The following is a 20,652-nucleotide window of genomic DNA, read 5'->3' as shown; positions in this document are numbered from 1 at the left end:
GCCTCTTTCGACATGTCCGCCCGTATCACCGATCCCGAGCAGCTCAAGGAGCTCCTCGGCATCCCGTTCACCCCGGAGCAGACGGCCTGCATCACCGCGCCGCCCGCCCCGCAGGTGATCGTGGCCGGCGCCGGGTCGGGCAAGACCACCGTGATGGCGGCCCGCGTGGTCTGGCTGGTCGGCACCGGGCAGGTCGCCCCCGAACAGGTCCTCGGCCTGACCTTCACCAACAAGGCCGCCGGCGAGCTGGCCGAACGCGTCCGCAAGGCGCTGATCAAGGCCGGGGTCACCGACGCCGACGCCTTCGCGCCGGCCGGCCGCCACCCCTCGGAGACCGTGCCGCGTGCCGACACCCCCTGGCCGGAGGCCGACAACCCGCCGGGCGAGCCCGTCATCTCGACGTACCACGCCTTCGCCGGCCGCCTGCTCACCGACCACGGCCTGCGCATCGGCCTGGAACCCAGCTCCCGGCTGCTGGCCGACGCCACCCGCTTCCAGCTCGCCGCGCGTGTGCTGCGCGAGGCCCCGGGGCCCTACCCGGCGCTGACCCGCTCCTTCGCCGACCTGGTCAGCGACCTGCTCGCCCTCGACTCCGAACTCGCCGAACACCTCGTCGACCCCGAGGAACTGCGGGCCTGGGACACCGGCCTGCTGCGCACCCTGGACGGCGCCAAGCTCACCAACGCCGACCTGCGCAAGGTCCCGGAAACCGCCGCGGCCCGCCGGGAACTCGCCGACCTCGTCCAGCGCTACCGAGCCGAGAAACGCCGCCGGGACCTGCTCGACTTCGGCGACCAGATCGCCCTGTCGGCCCGCCTCGCCCGCATCCCCGAGGTGGGCCGCCTGCTGCGCGAGGAGTTCCGCGTGGTCCTCCTGGACGAGTACCAGGACACCTCCGTGGCCCAGCGCGTCCTGCTGGCCGGCCTGTTCGGCGGCGGCACCGGCCACCCGGTGACCGCCGTCGGCGACCCCTGCCAGGCCATCTACGGCTGGCGCGGCGCCTCCGTGGCCAACCTGGACGACTTCCCCGACCACTTCCCGGACGCCGACGGCCGGCCCGCCGCCCGGCAGGCGCTCAGCGAGAACCGCCGCAGCGGCGGGCGCCTGCTCGACCTCGCCAACGGCCTCGCCGCGCCCCTGCGCGCGATGCACTCGGGCGTGGAGGCCCTGCGCCCGGCCCCCGGCGCCGAGTACGACGGCACGGTCCGCTGCGCCCTGCTGCCCACCCACGCCGAGGAGATCGACTGGATCGCCGACTCCCTCGCCCACCTGGTGCGCACCGGCACGCCGCCCGGCGAGATCGCCGTGCTGTGCCGGACCGCGACCGACTTCGCCGAGATCCAGGGCGCCCTGGTCGCCCGGGACGTTCCCGTCGAGGTGGTCGGCCTGTCCGGGCTGCTGCACCTGCCCGAGATCGCCGACCTCGTCGCCGTCTGCGAGGTCCTCCAGGACCCCGGCGCCAACGCCGCCCTGGTGCGCCTGCTGACCGGACCGCGCTGGCGCATCGGCCCCCGCGACCTCGCCCTGCTGGGCCGCCGCGCCCGCCTGCTGGTCGCCCACGCGCGCGTGGACGCCGCCGACGACCCCGACCGCCGGCTCGCGGCGGCCGTCGAGGGCGTCGACCCGGCCGAGGTGATCTCGCTCGCCGACGCCCTCGACACCTTCCTGGAGACGCCGATCGAGGGCGACGGGAACGACGACGGGCTGCCGTTCTCGCCGGACGCGCGCGTGCGCTTCGCCCGCCTCGCCACCGAGCTGCGCGACCTGCGCCGTTCGCTGTCCGACCCGCTGATGGACGTCCTGCACCGCGTCCTCGCCGTCACCGGCCTCGAAGTGGAGCTGTCGGCGTCCCCGCACGCGCTGGCCGCCCGCCGCCGCGAGACCCTGTCCAACTTCCTGGACGTCGCCGCCTCCTTCGCCGCGAGCGACGGCGAGGCCACCCTGCTGGCCTTCCTGGGCTTCCTGCGCACCGCGGCCCAGTACGAGAAGGGGCTGGACAACGCCCTGCCCGGCGGCGAGAACACCGTCAAGGTGCTCACCGCGCACAAGTCCAAGGGCCTGGAGTGGGACGTCGTGGCCGTCCCCGGACTCGTCACCGGCACCTTCCCGAGCGCCCAGGGCCGCGAGAAGTGGACCGCCCAGGCCAAGGTGGTGCCGCACGCCCTGCGCGGCGACGCCGACACCCTGCCCGACGTCGGCAGCTGGGACGCGCGCGGCATGAAGGCCTTCCACGAGGCCATGAAGGACCACCAGCACACCGAGGAGCTGCGCCTCGGCTACGTCACCTTCACCCGCCCCCGCTCCCTCCTGCTCGGCTCCGGCCACTGGTGGGGACCCAGCCAGAAGAAGAAGCGCGGCCCCTCCGACTTCCTGAAGGCCCTGTACGACCACTGCGCCGCCGGGTACGGCGAGATCGAGGCGTGGGCGCAGGAACCCCCCGAGAACGCGGAGAACCCGGCGCTGCACACGGCGACCGACGACCAGGTGTGGCCGCTCCCGCTGGACGCCGGCGCGCTGGCCCGCCGCCGCGCCGCCGCCGCGACCGTCCTCGCCCACCTGGACGCCCTCGCCGCCCGCCCCGAGGGCCCCGGCCCGGCCCTGCACGACCCGGCCGGCGACGAGGACCCGGACTGGCCCGCACCCCCGGACGAGGACCCGCACGACGACGTGTACGGCGAAGAGCCGTACGACGGCCCGTACGAGGACGAGCCGCACGACGGCCCGTACGACGAAGAGCCCTACGACGGCCCGTACGAGAACGAGCCGCACGACGGCCCGTATGGCGACGAGCCGCCTGGCACCCCCGCCCCCGTCCCGGCCGGCCCCACCGGCCTGGTCCCGCACCAGGCGTCCGCCCCCGAGGACGTCCCGCAGGACGCCCCCCGGCCCGCCGAGCCCCGCCCCGCCACCGCGCTCACCCCGGAGGAGGCCCGCACGGTCGCCTCCTGGGACCGCGACCTCGACGCGCTCGCCGGAGAGCTGCTGCGCGCCCGCCGGGCCGTCACCGACGTCCCGCTGCCCGCCACGCTCACCGCGTCCCAGCTGCTGCGGCTCGCCGAGGACCCCGACGGGCTCGCACAGGAACTCGCGCGCCCCATGCCGCTCCCTCCGCGACCGGCCGCGCGCCGGGGCACCCGGTTCCACGCCTGGATCGAGGCCCGCTTCGAGGAGCTGACCCTGCCCCTGCTGGAACCGGACGAGCTGCCCGGCGGCGACGACGCCGAGATCGCCGACGAGCACGACCTCCAAGCCCTGAAGGAGGCCTTCGAACGCACCGAGTACGCCCGGCGCACCCCCTACCGCGTGGAAACCCCCTTCCAGTTCACCCTCGCCGGACGCGTCATCCGGGGCCGCATCGACGCCGTCTACCGGAACGGCGACGGCGACGGGGCGACGTACGAGATCGTCGACTGGAAGACCGGCCGCGCCCACACCGCCGACCCCCTCCAGCTCGCCGTGTACCGGCTGGCCTGGGCCGAGCAGCAGGGCGTACCGCCCGAGTCGGTCACGGCCGCCTTCCTGTACGTGCGCAGCGGCGAGGTCGTGCGCCCCGAGGGCCTGCCGGACCGTGCCGCGCTGGAGCGGCTGCTCACGGGTGAGACGCAGAGCACACGGGGGGCGAGCTGAGTGTGACGAACCGCCCGCCGAGGTCACCGGTGCGGGCCGATAGGCTCGGAGCATGAGTCAGACCCCGGACAGCGCCGTCCGCGCGTACATCGAGCAGCACCGCGCCACGTTCCTCGACGACCTCGCCGCGTGGCTGCGCATCCCCTCCGTGTCGGCCCAGCCCGACCACGCGCCCGACGTGCGGCGCAGCGCCGACTGGCTCGCCGCCAAGCTCATGGACACCGGCTTCCCGACCGCCGAGGTCTGGCAGACCCCGGGTGCCCCCGCCGTCTTCGCCGAGTGGCCCTCGGGCGACCCCGAGGCGCCCACGGTCCTGGTCTACGGCCACCACGACGTCCAGCCCGCCGCCCGCGAGGACGGCTGGGACAGCGACCCCTTCGAGCCGGTCGTGCGCGGTGACCGCCTCTACGCGCGCGGGGCCGCCGACGACAAGGGGCAGGTGTTCTTCCACACACTCGGCGTCCGCGCCCACCTCGCCGCCACCGGCCGCACCGCGCCGGCCGTCAACCTCAAGCTGCTGATCGAGGGCGAGGAGGAGTCCGGCTCCCCGCACTTCCGCGCCCTGGTCGAGGAGCGCGCCGAACGGCTCGCCGCCGACGCCGTGATCGTCTCCGACACCGGCATGTGGGCCGAGGACACCCCGACCGTGTGCACCGGCATGCGCGGCCTGGCCGAGTGCGAGATCCGGTTGCACGGCCCGGACCAGGACATCCACTCCGGTTCCTTCGGCGGCGCCGTGCCCAACCCGGCCACCGCCGCCGCCCGCCTGGTCGCCGCCCTGCACGACGAGCAGGGGCGCGTGGCGATACCGGGCTTCTACGACGGCGTCGTGGAGCTGACCGACCGCGAGCGCGAGCTGTTCGCCGAGCTGCCCTTCGACGAGGAGCGCTGGCTGCGCACGGCCAAGTCGCGGGCCACCCACGGCGAGGCCGGGTACACCACCCTGGAGCGCGTCTGGGCCCGCCCCACCGCCGAGGTCAACGGCATCGGCGGCGGCTACCAGGGCCCCGGCAGCAAGACGATCATCCCGTCGTCGGCCATGGTGAAGCTGTCGTTCCGGCTGGTCGCCGGCCAGGACCGCGACCACGTCGAGAAGGCCGTCCGGGCCTGGGCCGCCGAGCGGGTGCCCGCCGGCATCCGGTGCGAGATCGACTTCGGCTCGGCCACGCGCCCGTGTCTGACCCCGCTCGACCACCCCGCGCTGCGGTCCGTGGTCCGCGCCATGGGCCGTGCCTTCGAGAAGCCGGTCCGCTTCACCCGCGAGGGCGGCTCCGGACCCGCCGCCGACCTCCAGGAGGTCCTCGGCGCGCCGGTGCTCTTCCTGGGCATCTCCGTCCCGTCCGACGGCTGGCACGCCCCCAACGAGAAGGTCGAGCTGGGCCTCCTCCTCAAGGGTGTGGAGACCAGCGCCTACCTGTGGGACGACCTGGCCCGGAACTGGCGCACCGCACCCTGACCGGCCGCCGCCGGTACGGAAGGGCCCCGCGCGCGGGGCACACTGGAGGGACCGCCCTGCCCGCCCCGCCCGCGCCCGACCCGGTGCCCGCCCGCCCACGTCCCGCCGAACCGCCCGCCGAATCCGCTGTACTGGGGGAGTTGGAAGCACACGTGACCACCTGGACCGACCACACAGCCGACCGACCCATCTCGCTGACCGCCCCGAGCGGCATCGACCGCGCCGCCCACCACCGGCTGGACGAGGCCTGGCTCGCGGCGGCGTGGAGCCACCCCACGACCCGCTGTTTCGTGGTCTCCGGCGGTCAGGTGCTCATCGACGAGACGCCGGACGGCCGCACCGAACTCGTCATGACGCCGTCCTTCGAGGCGCCGCTCACCGAGGCGCACCGCTACTTCCTCGGCATCGACGAGGAGGGCGTGAGCTACTTCGCCCTCCAGAAGGACTCGCTGCCCGGCCGGATCGACCAGTCGGCGCGCCCGGCGGGGCTGCGGGAGGCCGGGCTGCTGCTGTCGCCGCGCGACGCGGGGCTCATGGTGCACGCGGTCGGTCTGGAGAACTGGCAGCGCACCCACCGCTTCTGCTCCCGCTGCGGCGAGCGCACGGTCATCGCGGCGGCCGGACACATCCGCCGCTGCCCGGCCTGCGGCGCCGAGCACTACCCGCGCACCGACCCGGCCGTGATCATGGCGGTGACGGACGGGGAGGACCGCATCCTGCTCGGCCGGCAGGTCCACTGGCCCGAGGGCCGCTTCTCCACGCTCGCCGGGTTCGTGGAGCCCGGCGAGTCCATCGAGCAGGCGGTGCGCCGCGAGGTGGCCGAGGAGGCCGGCGTCACCGTCGGCCCGGTCGAGTACGTCGCCAGCCAGCCCTGGCCCTTCCCGTCCAGCCTGATGCTGGGCTTCATGGCCCGCGCCACCTCCACGGAGATCGACGTCGACGGCGACGAGATCCACGAGGCCCGCTGGTTCTCCCGCGAGGAGCTGCACGCGGCCTTCGAGTCCGGCGAGGTGCTGCCGCCCTACGGCATCTCCATCGCGGCCCGGCTGATCGAGATGTGGTACGGCAAGCCCCTGCCGACCCGCGGCTTCGTGTGACGCGCGAGGGCGGCCCCGGCACTGCCGGGGCCGCCCTCGCGTCGGTCGCGGCGCGAGCCGCGGAGCGTCACGCGGCGAGCTTCTGCTTGACCTGGGCCAGCGAGGGGTTCGTCAGCGTGGTGCCGTCCTCGAAGAGCACGGTCGGGACCGTCTGGTTGCCCCCGTTCGCCTTCTCCACGAAGGCGGCGGACTCGGGGTCCTGCTCGATGTTGATCTCGCTGTACGCGATGCCCTCCCGCTCCAGCTGGCTCTTCAGCCGCCGGCAGTACCCACACCACGTCGTGCTGTACATCGTCACAGTGCCCTGCATGTCTTCGCTCTCCTCGGACAGCTCGGAAAATCCCGTCGAGGGGAGAACACGGGCGGGCGGACCCTCATTCCCGGGCGGGGTACCGCCGTCGCCCGGGCCCTGCGGTGTGACACCTGCCGCATCCATACGACGATCAGCCTGTAAACAGTACGACTGCGAGCTCCCGCCTGTGGACAACTTGCACAGCCGTCCCGGACGACCTGGCAGCATGGCGGTGTGACAGCAGCAACGCATTCCACCCTTTTCCCGCGGGCACCGGAGTCGGCCGACGCGGTGCTCGAAGGGCTCGACCCCGAGCAGCGCGAGGTGGCCACCGCCCTGCACGGCCCGGTGTGCGTGCTGGCCGGAGCGGGCACGGGCAAGACCCGGGCGATCACCCACCGCATCGCCTACGGAGTGCGGGCCGGCATCCTGCAGCCCTCCAGCGTCCTCGCCGTCACCTTCACCAACCGCGCCGCCGGAGAGATGCGCGGCCGGCTGCGCCAGCTCGGCGCCCAGGGCGTTCAGGCCCGCACCTTCCATTCCGCCGCCCTGCGTCAGCTCCAGTACTTCTGGCCGAAAGCGATCGGCGGCTCCATGCCCCGGCTGGTGGACCGCAAGATCCAGCTGGTCGCCGAGGCCGCCGCTTCCGCCGGCACCCGCCTCGACCGCAACGAGCTGCGGGACGTGACCGCCGAGATCGAATGGTGCAAGGTCACCCAGACGGTCCCCGCCGACTACCCGTACGCGGCTGCGAAGGCCGGCCGCGAGGCCCCCCGCGACCCGGCCGAGATCGCCCACTTCTACGCCGCCTACGAGGATCTGAAGCGCGACCGCGCGGTGATCGACTTCGAGGACGTCCTGCTGCTCACCGTCGCCGTCCTCCAAGACCGGCACGACATCGCCGAACAGGTCCGCGCGCAGTACCAGCACTTCGTCGTGGACGAGTACCAGGACGTCAGCCCGCTCCAGCAGCGGCTGCTGGACCTGTGGCTCGGCGAGCGGGACAACCTGTGCGTCGTCGGTGACGCCAGCCAGACCATCTATTCGTTCACGGGAGCAACCCCGGACCATCTGCTCGACTTCCGGGTCCGGCATCCCGGCGCCACCGTCGTGAAGCTGGTCCGCGACTACCGCTCCACCCCGCAGGTGGTGCGCCTCGCCAACGGCCTGCTCGCCCAGGCTCGGGGCCGCGCCGCCGAACACCGGCTGGAACTCGTCTCCCAGCGCCCCCCGGGGCCCGAACCCGTCTACGGCGAGTACACCGACGAGCCCGCCGAGGCCGAGGGCGCCGCCCGGCGCATCCGCGAGCTGATCGACGCCGGCGTACCGGCCGCCGAGATCGCGGTGCTGTTCCGCACGAACTCCCAGTCCGAGACCTACGAGCAGGCGCTCGCCGACGCCGGGGTCCCCTACCAGCTGCGCGGAGCCGAACGCTTCTTCGACCGGCCCGAGGTCCGCAAGGCCGGCGTCGCCCTGCGCGGCGCGGCCCGCTTCGGCGGCAACGACTCCCTGCTGGACGACGTCGTGGACCTGCCCTCGCAAGTGCGGGCGGTGCTGTCCGGCGAGGGCTGGACCACCGAGCCGCCGGCCGGCTCCGGCGCCGTCCGGGAGCGCTGGGAATCCCTGGCCGCCCTGGTCGCCCTCGCCCACGACCTCGCCGCCGCCCGGCCCGCGGCCACCCTCGCCGACTTCGTGGCCGAACTGGACGAGCGGGCGAGCGCCCAGCACGCCCCGACCGTCCAGGGCGTCACCCTCGCCTCCCTGCACGCGGCCAAGGGCCTGGAGTGGGACGTCGTCTTCCTGGTCGGCGTCGCCGAGGGCATGCTGCCCATCACCTACGCCCGCACCGACGAGCAGATCGAGGAGGAGCGCCGTCTCCTCTATGTCGGCGTCACCCGCGCCCGGGAACGCCTCCATGTCTCCTGGGCCCTGTCCCGCTCGCCCGGGGGGCGCTCCCACCGCAGACCGAGCCGCTTCCTGGACGGCCTGCGCCCCGGCACCACCCCCACCGTCGGACACACCGGCTCCGGCACGGGCGGCGGCGGTGTCGAGCGCGGGTTCACCGCCGGCGCGACCACCGCCCCCCGGCGCACCCAGCGCACCCCCGCCCGCTGCCGGGTCTGCGGCCGCACGCTCACCGACGCGGGCGAGATGAAGCTGATGCGCTGCGAGGACTGTCCCTCGGACATGGACGAGGGGCTCTACGAACGACTGAGGGAATGGCGGGCGGTCCAGGCCGGGCGCAGCGGACAGCCGGACTTCTGCGTCTTCACGGACCGGACACTCATGGCCATCGCGGAGGCGTGCCCGGAGACCTCCGCCGAACTCGCCCGCATCCCCGGTGTCCTCAGTCGCAAGCTGCGCAGTTACGGAGCCGATGTTCTGGCCATCTGCGCAGGCCGGGAGCCTGACGGACTTGACGGGGACGGCTGATGGCAACTCGTCGAAAAAATAGTTTGCGCATGCCCCGGCAATCCCCATAGGTTCTAGGCACGGAAGCAGCGGCCTTCTCCAAGGCCCCGGTTCCGTGTTGTACTTGCATATCCGAGCGGACTGGTTCACCCCGGTCCCCAAGACGCCGAGAGGAGGCGAATCCAGTGATCAGCATCAGCTTCAGCACCATCAGCGCGGCCAAACTGACCGATCGCTCGACCGTCTCCCTGTGCATGCTCGGCGCCTCCCACCAGGGCACCGGTCTGTCCGGCATCTCTGCCGTGCGTCCGGCGTCCTCCGTTGCCCCCGCGGGCCTTCCCGTCCGTGACCGCAATGAGCGACCGACCAAGGCACTGGAAGCGGTAGCGGCACAGGCGCATGCCTATGCCTTTGCGGCGGCCGGTGCCGGATTCCGGAAGCAGACGACGCAGCACCACCTGATGTGGGCCTTCCGTGGGCCAGAACCCTGGAGTGATCCAGCCTGATCGCCGATCAGGCCGGCGCCTTCAGGGCCGCGGAACCCCATCCGGGATCCGCGGCCCTTCTGTTTGTCCCGAACGGGACAGCGGAGCGAAGGGGCCTCGGGACAAGAAAAGAACCCGGTACCAAGCCGCCACCGGTCAACCGGCCGGACCCAGAAGACGAGGAAGAACCATCGTGCAACTCGAAGCGCACGCCCCGTCCGTACCGCCTTCGCAAACGATTCCCCCGCCCGGCCTCACGGAGGACCCCGCCTTGACCCCCCTGACCGCGCTCACCGCGCTCGACGAAGCCATCGAGAACCTCGGCGTAGCCGTCCCCTGCCGCTCCTACGACCCGGAGGTCTTCTTCGCCGAGTCGCCCGCGGACGTGGAGTACGCCAAGTCCCTCTGCCGTACCTGCCCGCTGATCGAGGCCTGCCTCGCCGGGGCCAAGGAGCGGCGCGAGCCCTGGGGGGTCTGGGGTGGCGAGCTGTTCGTCCAGGGTGTCGTCGTCGCCCGGAAGCGGCCGCGCGGCCGCCCGCGCAAGAACCCGGTCACAGCATGAACACCGCAGGAACGATCGACCGCCCCCTCACGCACGACCCCAAGAAGCAGGCCCCGATGAAGCCGTCCGCCAGCGAGCCCGCCGGCTCCGCGACCCCAGACTCCACCATCACCGGCGCGACCGAAGCGCGCCAGAACAGGAACCGTGAGATGCAACTCATGCAAGAAGCCCTGGCTCGTGCGCATATGCACGACCGACTCCATGACGCCGTACGCGAACGCCGGGCCCTGCGCCTGGCGGTCGCCCAGCGGATGCAGCGCCGGGCCGAGCGCGCCTCGCTGCGCGCCCGCCGCGCGCTCGCCATGGCCGTCATGCAGTAACGAACACACCTGAGCAGCGGTGGCCTCCCGGACCCGGGAGGCGAAGCTTCCCGCGGGGGCCGGTCCGGCCGAACGGACCGGCCCCCGCGGCATTCGGCGTCCGGCCGGACACCCCTTGCGCACCCCGGGGCACGCCGCTCAGGCTCCCGCCGCCGGCTCCTCCTCGCCCGTGTCGTCCCCGGCCGCGCCGGCCGCGAAGCCCGGCAGCCACTCCTCCAGCTCGTCCCGCAGCCGCACCGTGGCGCCCAGCTGGCACAGGACCCCGATGGTGCTGAGGGTCACCCGGTGTATCAGCAGATAGGACGGCGGCAGGTTGAGCTGCTTGCCGAGCTGGTAGGCGGGGGAGCGGGGGTCGGCGATCCGGGCGGCCTGGCTGCGCATCCAGGAACGGGTGAAGGTGAACGCGTCCACCCGGGCCGGTTCGATGATCGGCACCAGGTAGTCCAGGACCGCGTCCGGGTCCAGCTCGATGGTCTCCTTCACGAAGCCCTCCGTGCGCAGCAGTTCGTAGACCCCCTCCGCGTCGCCGTCCAGGGTCATCCGCAGGGAGACGCCGATCGGGGCCGGCAGACCGCCGGGGAGCCGGTCGACCGTGCCGAAGTCCAGGACGCCGAGGCGCCAGTCGTCCTCGCCGTCCGGGCCACCGGGCAGCAGCCGGAAGTTGCCCGGATGCGGATCGGCGTGCAGCAGACCGGTGCGCGCCGGGCCCGAGAAGAGGAAGCGGGCCAGGAGCTGACCGGCCCGGTCGCGCTGTTCCCCGGTGCCGTCCGCGATGATCTCCGACAGCGGGACGCCATCGATCCACTCGGTCACCAGGACCTGCTCGCACTGGTGCACCACCGCCGGGACGACCACGTCCGGGTCGTGCGCGAACTCCTCCGCGTGCGCCGCCTGGGCCTCGGCCTCCAGGCCGTAGTCCAGTTCCTCGGAGACCCGGTCCCTCAGCTCCGCGATCAGCGGCTTGATGTCCATGCCGGGGATGAGCGGACCCAGCAGCCGGGCGAAACGGCTCAGTTGACCCAGGTCGGACAGGAGTGCCTCGCCGGCGCCCGGGTACTGCACCTTGACCGCCACCTCGCGGCCGTCGTGCCACACCGCCCGGTGCACCTGGCCGATCGAGGCCGCGGCGGCCGGCTTGTCCTCGAACTCCTCGAACAGCTCCCGCCAGTCCGGACCCAGCCGCTCCTGGAGCACCGCGTGCACCGTGCGGGTCGGCATCGGCGGGGCCGCCTCCTGGAGCTTGGTCAGGGCCGCCCGGTAGGGACCGGCGACCTCCTCCGGCAGCGCCGACTCGAAGACCGACAGGGCCTGCCCGAACTTCATCGCGCCGCCCTTCAGCTCGCCGAGCACCTTGAAGAGCTGCTCCGCCGTGCGCTGTTGCAGCTCGCGGCCGACCAGCTCCGCGGATTCGCCCACGATCCGCTTGCCCAGCCCCCAGGTCGCCCGGCCGGCGAAGCCGAGCGGGAGCGCGGCGAGCTTGGCGGTACGGGTGACCGCCTTCCGGGGAAGATCAGACATGCGCCCTCCAGGTCCCAGTCGGCCGTGCCGCGCCTGCTTCGCGTTGTCGCTCCGTCGACGGCCGTTGCACCGCCATTGTCGCGCGCTGCCCGCCCTCGGTTGAGAACCGCTCCCTCTTACTTCTCCTCGCCGCCCCGCAGCCGCACTCCGGATGAGGCCGGAGCGGGCGGGCACGCCAGTCCAGACCGGGCAGACAGACCTCCCAGCGGACGCCCGCGCCGGCCGGCGACCGCCCGTCGAGGAACGCGAGGGCGTGCGCCGCCGCGAGCCCGGCCACCGTCGTGGCCAGGGCCAGATCGCAGGCCCCGACCCGACGGGCCCGCCCCGAACGCCACTGGGTGACCAGCCGGGGCCAGAACGGGTCCCGGTCCCGGCGCTCCCGGTCCAGACAGCCGGCGCAGGCCGACTCCCCGGGCAGCACCAGCGGGCCGACGACGCCCGTGCCCTCCACCACACCGGCGTACAGATGGGGTGTGCCGGAGGCCAGCAGCGGTTCGGCGGTGAACGGGTCCGGGGCGTGCACGGCGATGTCCTCCCGGGGCGCGAGGATCACCAGCGCGAGCCCCGGATCACCGGCGCCGCTCCCCGGGCGGTGGGCGTGGCGCGGCGGGCGGCCGGGCGCGGCGCGGCGGACGGCGGCCCGGGCCGCCGCGTCCCGTCGGTCACCGAGCGACTCGGCGGTCAGCCCGCCCGGCGCCAGGTCCCACGGCTCCACACGCCCCACGTCGTGCACGTCGACCTCGCCCACGCCGGCGCCCGCCAGTACCGACGCCAGCAGCGCGCCGACCCGGCCCGCTCCCCGCACCCGAACCCGCAGCGCACGCCGGGCGGCGAGCCGGGCCGGTGCGCCACCGGGCTCGGGGGTGACCAGGGACAGCGAGGCGAGGTCGGGGCGCAGCCGGTCGAGGACGTCCGGCTTCTCCCGCAGCGCGTCCGCGGCCGGGCCGCCGCCCCGGGCGTCGTCGACGAGGCCTGATCGGGCCAGCCGGGCCACCAGGGCGTCGACCCGGCCGGCCGGCACGCCCGCGCGGCGGCCCTCCGCGCGCAGCGAGGACAGCCCGCGGGTGCCGTCGAGCAGCTTCAGGAAGCCCTCCGTCGCCGGGTCCAGCGGGCCCAGCGTCACGGCGTGCGCCGGGGTCATCCCGAACTGCACGGTGCCGCGGTCGCGCCAGCCGCGCCGCAGCGCGGGTTTCACCATCGGATGCATGACAGCCCCCGTATCCGTCGAAACGTCTCAGAGCGGGAAAGGAACGCGCAACGGTCCTTCGCCGGTGGAACCGGTCACGTCCGCCGACGCCTGCCAGCATGCCCGGGCCGGGCCGCCGGGTGCAGAAAGTTATCCACAGGCGGAGAGATTCGTCGTACGAACGGAATCCGCCCAGCGGTCGGCAGGGACCTGCCTCAAGCCGCAGCAAGCGGAATGAATATGGGCAAATCGGACCGGTGGATCGATCGTATGAATCAAACACACGGTGGGGGATCGGCGGCGAACCCTCCCGGAGCCGGGACTTTCTCCGTGCCCACCGGGTAACGTCGGGGCGTGCCCGCCGACCCTCCGCACCGCGCCGGTGAACCCATGCGCAGCACGACGAGCCCGCCGCCCGGCGGCTCGGGGGCGAGCGAGATCGAGGTCCGCAGGAGCACCCGGCGCCGTCGCACGGTCTCCGCGTACCGCGAGGGCGATCGCACCGTCGTACTGATCCCCGCCCGGATGTCCAAGGCGGAGGAGCAGCGCTGGGTGACCGTCATGCTCGACAAACTCGCCGCCCAGGAGAGCCGGAAGGTGCTGGGCGACGCCGCGCTCGCCGAGCGCGCCGAGCGGCTGTCGGCCCAGTACTTCGACGGCCGGGCCCGGCCCGCCTCCGTGCGCTGGGTCACCAACCAGAACACCCGCTGGGGTTCGTGCACCCCCGCCGAGGGCAGCATCCGGCTCTCGCACCGCCTCCAGGGGATGCCGGAGTACGTCGTGGACTACGTGCTCTGCCACGAGCTGGCGCATCTGCTGGTCCCCGGTCACGGCCCCGACTTCTGGCGGCTGCTGGACGCCTATCCGCGCACCGAGCGGGCCCGCGGCTATCTCGAAGGGGTCGTCGCCGCCGGACGGCTGCCGCATGTGCCCGGCGCACGCGGCGAGCGGGATGCCTGACGCCCCGTCCGTCCGTGACCCGGTCGTGTCCGCGGCCGGACGCGATTGTGTACCGGCTCTGTACCGACCGGGAACCGGCTCTGTACCGACCCGGCCCCTTCGGCGGCGCTTTCGGTCGTTGCCGTTAGCCTGGCGCGACGCACTCACATTCGGGATGGGGGACGGTCGAAACGCATGGCCAGGGAATTCCAACGCGGCCACAAGGCCAGGATCAGTGACCTCACGCTGGGCACGGATCTGTACGTAGGCGTGCAGATCTCGGCTCCCGGGCTGACCTTCGACATCAGCTGCTTCGGCCTGGACACCGACGAGCGGCTCTCGGACGACCGGTATTTCATCTTCTTCAACCAGCCGAAGTCGCCCGAGGAGTCGATCCAGCTGCTGGGCGCCCAGGCGGGCGACACCGAGTCCTTCCGGGTCACGCTCGACCGGATACCCTCCGGGATCCGCAAGCTGTCCTTCACGGCGACCGTCGACGGTGCCGGCCAGATGTCGCAGGCCGGCCCCGGGTACCTGCGCATCGTGGCGGGTGGCGAGGAGGTCGCGCGGTACTCCTTCGACGGGTCGGAGTTCTCCACCGAGCGGGCCGTGATGCTCGGTGACTTCTACTTCAAGGACGGATGGCGGTTCGCCGCGGTCGGCCAGGGCTTCGACGGCGGTCTGGAGGCGCTGCTGAAGAACTTCGGCGGCGAGGTGCTGGAGGAGGGGGCCCCCGCCGCCCCGCAGCAGCCCCAGCCCGGCGCGGCCCCCGGCTTCGCCCCGCCCGCCCAGACCGCCGCACCGCCCGCGTTCGCCGCCCCGGCTCCCGCACCCGCCCCGGCCGCGCATCCCGCGCCGCATCCCGCCCCCGCCCCGCAGGGCTTCGCCCCGCCGCCCGGCCACACCCCGCCCCCGCCCTCGGCCCCGGCGCCCGCGCCGCAGGTGCACGTCGCCCCGACGGTCGTCGCCCCCCTGACCCCGCCCGCCGGCGCCGTCCCGCCGCCGGCCGCACCCCCGGCGCCCGCACCCCCGGCCCCCGCGCCCTACGGCCAGCCGCCCCGGCAGCCGTCGTACGGCGGCCAGCCGGTCGCGCCGATGCCTCCGGGCCATGGGGGCATGGGCGGTGCCCAGCCCGCCCCGCCGATGCCCCCGGGCCACGGGCAGGTGCCCGGCCAGCCGGCCGCCTACGGAGTGCCGCAGGGCGCGCCCCAGGGCGGTGCCGGGGTGACGGCCGCGCTCCAGGCGTTCAAGGAGACCCCGACCGGCCAGCGCTGGACCCAGCAGAACCAGAAGCTCGTCCGCGTCGACCTAGGCGTCGGCGACCGGCCGGTGCTGGCCCGGCAGGGCAGCATGGTGCTGTACCAGGGCAAGGTCGACTTCGGCTACAAGGGCGCCGGATTCATGGGCCGGGTCGTGGGCAACGCCACCGGCCAGGAGATGCAGCTCATGCGCTGTTCCGGCCGGGGCCAGGTCTTCCTCGCCGAGAACTCCGCCCACCTGCACCCCGTGGAACTCCAGGGCGACGCGATCTGCGTGTCCGCGGAGAACGTCCTCGCCTTCGACGAGAGCCTGAGCCACGAGGTCCGCCGGATCGAGGGCCACGGCATCCCCGGCGGCGCGCTGTTCACCATGCAGTTCCAGGGCACCGGCACGATCGTCGTCAAGACGCACGGCACCCCCGTGGTGCTGCCGGTCACGCCGACCACCTTCGCCGACTGCAACGCCGTCGTCGCCTGGTCGGCCGGCTCCCAGGTGATCGTCTCCAGCCAGGTCCGCATGCGCCGCAACGCCTACCCGGGCGACACCGGGGAGAGCGTCAACCTCCAGTTCCGGGGCGCGCCCGGCAACTTCATCGTCGTCCAGCCGTACGAGGTCTGAGGGAGCCCGTCATGAACCAGCCGCTCGCGGGCTTCGCCCCCGCACCCGTCACCGCCCGCATGGAGAACCACGGCAGCCACATGCTGAAGGTCGCCCTCCAGACCGGGAACGACCTCCTCGCGCGCGTGGGGTCGATGGTCGCCTACGAGGGCTTCATCCAGTACGAGCCCAACCCGCCCGCCGTCCGCCAGATCGCCCGGGACTGGGCCACCGGCGAGGGCGCACCCCTGATGAAGTGCTCCGGTGACGGCCTGCTCTACCTCGCCGACTACGGCGCCGACGTCGTCGTGATCAACCTCGACGGCGACGGCATCTCCGTCAACGCCACCAACCTCCTCGCCTTCGACGCCCATCTGACCTGGGGCGTGGAGCGCGTCAAGGGGCTCGCGAAGTTCGCCGGCCAGGGCCTGTGGAACACGCGGATCTCCGGCCAGGGCTGGGTCGCGCTGACCTCCCGGGGCAAGCCGATCGTCGTGGACTGCGGCGGCGGCGAGGACGAGACGTACGTCGACCCGGACGCGCTCGTCGCCTGGTCGCCGAACCTGAAGGTGAAGGGCAAGCGCAGCTTCAAGGCCCAGTCGCTGATCGGCCGGGGCAGCGGCGAGGCCTACCAGATGGCCTTCTCCGGACAGGGCATCGTCGTCGTCCAGCCCAGCGAGGACAGCACCGACCGCCTCCGGATCCGGGGCTGAGGGGGAGCCAGACACCATGCAGAGCCCGCTTTTCGCGCACAACGACCTCCAGACCTCGGAGCGCTGGAGCCTGCAGAACGCGCAGCTGCTCCGGATCACCCTGGAGGGCCACGACGACCTCCTCGCCCGCAAGGGCACCATGGTCGCCTACCAGGGCATGGTCGAGTTCGACGCCGAGTACCAGGCCGACCGGCAGTCACGCGCGCACGCGCACACCGGCGAGGGCCTGGACCTGATGCGCTGCCACGGTCAGGGCACGGTCTACCTCGCCAACCTCGCCCAGCACGTGCACATCATGGACATCGAGCAGGACGGGCTGACCGTCGACAGCTCCTACGTCCTCGCCATGGACTCCTCGCTGCACCACGAGGTCCTCGCCGTCGACAGCCTCTACGGCATCTCCGGCTCCGGGAAGTACCAGCTGAACATCACCGGGCGCGGCAAGGCGGCCCTGATGACCTCGGGCGCCCCGCTGCTGATGCGGGTCACGCCGGACAAGTACGTCAACTGTGACGCCGACGCGATCGTCGCCTGGTCCACCGGGCTGCGGGTGCAGATGCAGGCCCAGACGCACTCCTCCGGCGTGTGGCGCCGGCGCGGCAGCACCGGCGAGGGCTGGGAGCTGAGCTTCATGGGCTCCGGTTTCGTGCTCGTGCAGCCCAGCGAGCTGCTGCCGCCGCAGAACGCCGTGATCGGGCAGGGCCTCGCCGCCCAGTTCGGCATGGGCCAGCAGGGGGCACGCGGCCAGAACCAGGGCAACGTCTGGAGCTGAGTGATGCCACGGGTAAGGGGCGACCGCCCGGCGGTCGCCCCTTACCTCGTCGGCGACTCCTCAGAGCCTGGCGCGCGTGGCCTCCAGCAGGCGCACGACCGACTCGTCGGCCACGCCGCCCACCTCGTCGTAGCCGAACCAGCGCAGGTCGAGGGACTCCTCACTGATCTCCTGCACCGCGCCGGGCGGGGCCAGCGCCGCGTACTGGACGTCGAAGTGCCAGTTGCAGGGCGCCGGGATCGGGTGCCGGTCCAGCCGCACCGGACCGCCGGGCAGCAGGGTCAGGCCCCGGATCCCGGACTCCTCCGTCGCCTCGCGCAGGGCCGCCGCCGCCAGCGTCGAGTCGCCCGGCTCGCAGTGGCCGCCCATCTGGAGCCACATCCGCAGCTTGCGGTGCAGCGTGAGCAGGACCCGGCCGGGCCCGGGGTCGATCACCAGGGCACTGGCCGTGACGTGGCCGGCGTCACACGCCTTCCACATGCCGTCCGGGTGGGCCGCCAGGTGGTCCAGGTACGACTGGCGCAGTTCCTCCTGGCCCTCGTACCCCTTCAGGACCAGGACCGCGTCGTCGTACAGGCTCACTCGGCGTCGTCGCCCTCGGTCTCGTCGTCGTCCTTCTTGCGCAGGTCCGGCTTGCCGTGGCCGCCGCCCGCCGCCTCGCCGAGCATCTTGTCCAGCTCGGAGAAGTCCAGGTGCTCGCGGTGCACGAAACCGTCCGGGTCGTCCAGGTCGGTCGCGGTCGGCAGCATGTCCGGGTGGGCCCACAGGCCGTCCCGGCCGTCGACCCCGCGCGCGTCCGTGAGCGAGGCCCACAGCCGGGAGGCGTCGCGCAGCCGGCGCGGACGCAGCTCCAGACCGATCAGCGTGGCGAACGTCTGCTCCGCCGGGCCGCCGCTCGCGCGCCGGCGGCGCAGCGTCTCGCGCAGCGCGTCGGCGGACCCCAGGCGCGGCTTCGCGGCCGTGTGCACCACCGCGTCCACCCAGCCCTCGACGAGCGCCAGAGCGGTCTCCAGACGGGCCAGGGCCGCCTTCTGCTCGGGCGTGTCCTCCGGCTGGAACATGCCCTGCTGGAGCGCGTCCTGCAGCTGCTCGGGGTTCTGCGGGTCGAACTGGCCGACCACGTCCTCCAGCTTGGCCGTGTCGACCTTGATGCCGCGCGCATAACCGTCGACCGCGCCGAACAGGTGCGAGCGCAGCCACGGCACATGCGCGAACAGGCGCTGGTGGGCGGCCTCGCGCAGGGCGAGGTAGAGCCGCACCTCCTCCTGCGGCACGCCCAGGTCCTTGCCGAACGCCTCCACGTTGGCCGGGAGCAGGGCGGCCTTGCGGGCCGGGCCCAGCGGCAGGCCGATGTCGGTGGAGCCGACGACCTCGCCCGCGAGCACGCCCACGGCCTGCCCGATCTGCGTGCCGAACATGGCGCCGCCCATCGAGCGCATCATGCCGATCAGCGGGCCCGCCATGGCCTGCATCTCCTCCGGCAGGACGTCGCCCATGGCCGCGCCGACCCGCTCGGCGACCGGGTCGACCAGCTCCTGCCAGGCGGGCAGGGTCGCCTCGACCCACTCCGCCCGGGACCAGGCCACCGCCGAGGCGGAACCCGACGGCAGGGACGTCGCGTCGTCCAGCCACAGGTCGGCCAGGCGGACGGCCTCCTCCACGGCCCGGCGCTCGGACGAGCCGACGCTGGCGTCCTTCGTGCCGTTCGGCGCGCCCTGGGCGACCGTCTGGCGGGCGATCTGCTTGGCCATGTCCCAGTTCACCGGCCCGCCCTCGTACGAGAGCATCTGGCCGAGCTGCTGGAAGGCGGCGCCCAGGTCGCCGGGGTTCAGCGAGCCGAACATGGCTGCGAGCGGGTTGTCGGCGCCGGGGCCGCCAAAGCCGCCGGCTCCGGGCAGGCCGCCGAAACCGAACGGATTCGCCGGTCCCTGCCCACCACCGCTCTGCTGGTCCTTCTTCTTGCCCTCGTCGCCGTCCTCCGGCTCCTCCGGCGGAAGGCCGAAACCGAATGGGGTGTCACTCACGGGATTCCTCGGCTGGTAAGGCCACCGGTTCCACCGGTGGCGCGGCTGCCCGACAACACCACCCAGCGTAGACACCCGGACCCGATCGGGCCTCGGTGCTTCGCCTGCGGAAGGCCTGCGGCAGGATGGATGCACCTGGTACGTACGCGTCACTCGCGCGCGTACTGAAGACAACCGCTGGAGACGCCCGGTGAGTTCCCCAGATCCGCAGGTTCGCGCAGCGCGAAACCGTTCAACCTCTCCCGCCGTGCGCGGACCCGTCGTCGCGGTGACCGGTGCCGCCGGCGGGGTCGGCGCCCTGCTCACCGAGCGGCTCGCCGCCTCCGGGGAGATCAAGGAGGTCGTCGCCATCGACGAGCGGCGCGGCGAGTGCGCCGAGGCCCGGTGGCACATCCTCGACGTGCGCGATCCGGCCATCGCGGACAAGCTGCGCGGCACCGACGTGGTCGTCCACCTCGCCCTCGACCTCGATCTGGAGACCGACCCGGCGGCGCGTACGGCCTACAACGTCCGGGGGACCCAGACCGTGCTGACGGCCGCCGCGGCGGCCGGGGTGCGCCGGGTGGTGCTGTGCACCTCGGCGATGGTCTACGGCGCGCTGCCGGACAACGAACTTCCCCTCTCGGAGGACGCCGAGCTGCGCGCCACCGCCGAGGCGACCGGCGTCGGGGACCTCCTGGAGATCGAGCGGCTGGCGCGGCGCGCCCCGCGTGCGCATCCGGGGCTGAACGTCACCGTGGTCCGGCCGGCCGTCCTGGTCGGCGGCACCGACACCGCGCTGACCAGGTACTTCGAGTCGCCGCGGCTGCTGGTCGTGGCCGGGTCGCGGCCCGCCTGGCAGTTCTGCCACGTCGAGGACCTGTGCAGCGCCCTGGAGTACGCCGTGCTGGAGAAGGCCGACGGGGAACTGGCCGTCGGCTGCGACGGCTGGCTGGAGCAGGAGGAGGTCGAGGAGCTGAGCGGGATCCGGCGGATGGAGCTGCCGTCGGCGGTCGCGCTCGGCGCGGCGGCCCGGCTGCACCGGATCGGGCTCACCCCGTCCCCGGCGGGCGACCTGGCCTACACGATGTACCCCTGGGTGGTCAGCGGCAGCCGGCTGCACGACGCCGGGTGGCGGCCGAAGTGGACCAACGAAGAGGTGCTGGCGGAGCTGCTGGAGGAGGTGTCCGGGCGGCGCACGCTCGCCGGGCGGCGCCTGGGACGCAAGGACGCCACGGCGGCGGGCGCGGCGGGCGCGACGGTGGCCCTGCTGGGCGCGGCGGCTGTCGTACGGCGGGCCAGGAGGGCGCGGCGGCGCGTCTGACATGCGGGCCGGGCCGCGCGACCTGCGCACGAGCCGGCGCCGCGCCTCTCTGTAGAAGCCTCCAAACCGCCCCGCGCGCGTGCTGCTGA

Annotated in this window: 17 protein-coding genes; 12 read left to right on the top strand and 5 right to left on the bottom strand. The window is 73.5% G+C overall.

Features of this window, described 5'->3' with window-relative positions; all coding sequences use genetic code 11:
* Positions 1–12 precede the first annotated feature (12 nt).
* The 3 genes from ACZ4W9_RS06755 to nudC all read left to right on the top strand — a co-directional run bounded on the left by ACZ4W9_RS06755 (position 13) and on the right by nudC (position 6,180).
* Positions 13–3,627 carry an ATP-dependent helicase gene (locus ACZ4W9_RS06755; RefSeq protein ID WP_467933668.1) on the top strand — a complete coding sequence of 1,205 codons (3,615 nt, stop codon included), beginning with the start codon at positions 13–15 and terminating at the stop codon, positions 3,625–3,627.
* Positions 3,628–3,679: 52 nt separating this feature from the next.
* Positions 3,680–5,083 carry a dipeptidase gene (locus ACZ4W9_RS06750; RefSeq protein WP_467933667.1) on the top strand — a complete coding sequence of 468 codons (1,404 nt, stop codon included), beginning with the start codon at positions 3,680–3,682 and terminating at the stop codon, positions 5,081–5,083.
* Positions 5,084–5,235: 152 nt separating this feature from the next.
* The gene (gene nudC / locus ACZ4W9_RS06745) at positions 5,236–6,180 is read left to right on the top strand and encodes an NAD(+) diphosphatase (RefSeq protein WP_467933665.1); all 945 of its coding nucleotides are present in this window, start codon (positions 5,236–5,238) and stop codon (positions 6,178–6,180) included.
* Positions 6,181–6,247: 67 nt separating this feature from the next.
* Here nudC and ACZ4W9_RS06740 read toward each other — a convergent pair whose 3' ends face one another.
* The gene (locus ACZ4W9_RS06740) at positions 6,248–6,490 is read right to left on the bottom strand and encodes a mycoredoxin (RefSeq protein WP_467933664.1); all 243 of its coding nucleotides are present in this window, start codon (positions 6,488–6,490) and stop codon (positions 6,248–6,250) included.
* Between the two features lie 216 nt (positions 6,491–6,706).
* Between ACZ4W9_RS06740 and ACZ4W9_RS06735 the strand changes: the two genes are divergently transcribed.
* The 4 genes from ACZ4W9_RS06735 (at position 6,707) to ACZ4W9_RS06720 (ending at position 10,251) form a co-directional block, all read left to right on the top strand.
* On the top strand, positions 6,707–8,905 hold the full coding sequence (locus tag ACZ4W9_RS06735) for an ATP-dependent DNA helicase UvrD2 (RefSeq protein WP_467933663.1): 2,199 nt from the start codon (positions 6,707–6,709) through the stop codon (positions 8,903–8,905).
* Positions 8,906–9,069: 164 nt separating this feature from the next.
* Positions 9,070–9,390: a hypothetical protein gene (locus ACZ4W9_RS06730; RefSeq protein ID WP_467933661.1), complete on the top strand. Its 321-nt coding sequence runs from the start codon at positions 9,070–9,072 to the stop codon at positions 9,388–9,390.
* 172 nt (positions 9,391–9,562) lie between these two features.
* Positions 9,563–9,931: a WhiB family transcriptional regulator gene (locus ACZ4W9_RS06725; protein WP_467933660.1), complete on the top strand. Its 369-nt coding sequence runs from the start codon at positions 9,563–9,565 to the stop codon at positions 9,929–9,931.
* Positions 9,928–10,251: a hypothetical protein gene (locus tag ACZ4W9_RS06720; protein ID WP_467933659.1), complete on the top strand. Its 324-nt coding sequence runs from the start codon at positions 9,928–9,930 to the stop codon at positions 10,249–10,251. The genes ACZ4W9_RS06725 and ACZ4W9_RS06720 overlap by 4 nt, the downstream gene beginning before the upstream one ends.
* A gap of 138 nt (positions 10,252–10,389) precedes the next feature.
* Here the strand turns inward: ACZ4W9_RS06720 and ACZ4W9_RS06715 are convergent, their stop codons facing one another.
* Together ACZ4W9_RS06715 and ACZ4W9_RS06710 are read right to left on the bottom strand one after the other, a co-directional pair.
* Positions 10,390–11,769, bottom strand: coding sequence for an ABC1 kinase family protein (locus ACZ4W9_RS06715; protein WP_467933657.1), 1,380 nt, complete (start codon positions 11,767–11,769; stop codon positions 10,390–10,392).
* On the bottom strand, positions 11,762–12,976 hold the full coding sequence (locus ACZ4W9_RS06710; protein WP_467933656.1) for a TOMM precursor leader peptide-binding protein: 1,215 nt from the start codon (positions 12,974–12,976) through the stop codon (positions 11,762–11,764). Before ACZ4W9_RS06710 ends, ACZ4W9_RS06715 begins: the two co-directional genes overlap by 8 nt.
* A 333-nt stretch (positions 12,977–13,309) precedes the next feature.
* On the opposite strand from ACZ4W9_RS06710, the gene ACZ4W9_RS06705 reads away from it, so the two are divergent.
* From ACZ4W9_RS06705 to ACZ4W9_RS06690, 4 genes are all read left to right on the top strand, one after another.
* Complete coding sequence (locus tag ACZ4W9_RS06705; protein ID WP_467933654.1) at positions 13,310–13,915, top strand: M48 metallopeptidase family protein; 606 nt, start codon at positions 13,310–13,312, stop codon at positions 13,913–13,915.
* 174 nt (positions 13,916–14,089) lie between these two features.
* Positions 14,090–15,772, top strand: coding sequence for a TerD family protein (locus ACZ4W9_RS06700; RefSeq protein WP_467933653.1), 1,683 nt, complete (start codon positions 14,090–14,092; stop codon positions 15,770–15,772).
* A gap of 11 nt (positions 15,773–15,783) precedes the next feature.
* A complete protein-coding gene (locus ACZ4W9_RS06695; RefSeq protein ID WP_467933651.1) occupies positions 15,784–16,464 on the top strand; it encodes an AIM24 family protein in 681 nt (226 codons plus the stop codon).
* A gap of 16 nt (positions 16,465–16,480) precedes the next feature.
* Positions 16,481–17,236 carry an AIM24 family protein gene (locus tag ACZ4W9_RS06690; protein ID WP_467933650.1) on the top strand — a complete coding sequence of 252 codons (756 nt, stop codon included), beginning with the start codon at positions 16,481–16,483 and terminating at the stop codon, positions 17,234–17,236.
* Between the two features lie 60 nt (positions 17,237–17,296).
* Here the strand turns inward: ACZ4W9_RS06690 and ACZ4W9_RS06685 are convergent, their stop codons facing one another.
* Together ACZ4W9_RS06685 and ACZ4W9_RS06680 are read right to left on the bottom strand one after the other, a co-directional pair.
* On the bottom strand, positions 17,297–17,818 hold the full coding sequence (locus ACZ4W9_RS06685; RefSeq protein ID WP_467933649.1) for an NUDIX hydrolase: 522 nt from the start codon (positions 17,816–17,818) through the stop codon (positions 17,297–17,299).
* Positions 17,815–19,260, bottom strand: coding sequence for a zinc-dependent metalloprotease (locus ACZ4W9_RS06680; protein ID WP_467933647.1), 1,446 nt, complete (start codon positions 19,258–19,260; stop codon positions 17,815–17,817). Before ACZ4W9_RS06680 ends, ACZ4W9_RS06685 begins: the two co-directional genes overlap by 4 nt.
* Positions 19,261–19,450: 190 nt before the next feature.
* Here ACZ4W9_RS06680 and ACZ4W9_RS06675 point away from each other — a divergent pair, with 190 nt between their 5' ends.
* A complete protein-coding gene (locus ACZ4W9_RS06675; protein ID WP_467933646.1) occupies positions 19,451–20,563 on the top strand; it encodes an SDR family oxidoreductase in 1,113 nt (370 codons plus the stop codon).
* Positions 20,564–20,652 lie beyond the last annotated feature (89 nt).

The sequence above is a fragment of the Streptomyces sp. NPDC029296 genome (genome assembly GCF_055569255.1).
This window is presented reverse-complemented; position numbering and strand designations above follow the sequence as displayed.

Excerpts from the sequence above, each read along its gene's own strand:
- ACZ4W9_RS06690 (WP_467933650.1), top strand. The coding sequence starts at position 16,481 with ATGCAGAGCCCGCTTTTCGCGCACAACGACCTCCAGACCTCGGAGCGC.
- ACZ4W9_RS06700 (WP_467933653.1), top strand. The coding sequence starts at position 14,090 with ATGGCCAGGGAATTCCAACGCGGCCACAAGGCCAGGATCAGTGACCTC.
- ACZ4W9_RS06720 (WP_467933659.1), top strand. The coding sequence starts at position 9,928 with ATGAACACCGCAGGAACGATCGACCGCCCCCTCACGCACGACCCCAAG.
- ACZ4W9_RS06750 (WP_467933667.1), top strand. The coding sequence starts at position 3,680 with ATGAGTCAGACCCCGGACAGCGCCGTCCGCGCGTACATCGAGCAGCAC.
- ACZ4W9_RS06710 (WP_467933656.1), bottom strand. The coding sequence starts at position 12,976 with ATGCATCCGATGGTGAAACCCGCGCTGCGGCGCGGCTGGCGCGACCGC.
- ACZ4W9_RS06695 (WP_467933651.1), top strand. The coding sequence starts at position 15,784 with ATGAACCAGCCGCTCGCGGGCTTCGCCCCCGCACCCGTCACCGCCCGC.
- ACZ4W9_RS06740 (WP_467933664.1), bottom strand. The coding sequence starts at position 6,490 with ATGCAGGGCACTGTGACGATGTACAGCACGACGTGGTGTGGGTACTGC.
- ACZ4W9_RS06715 (WP_467933657.1), bottom strand. The coding sequence starts at position 11,769 with ATGTCTGATCTTCCCCGGAAGGCGGTCACCCGTACCGCCAAGCTCGCC.
- ACZ4W9_RS06755 (WP_467933668.1), top strand. The coding sequence starts at position 13 with ATGTCCGCCCGTATCACCGATCCCGAGCAGCTCAAGGAGCTCCTCGGC.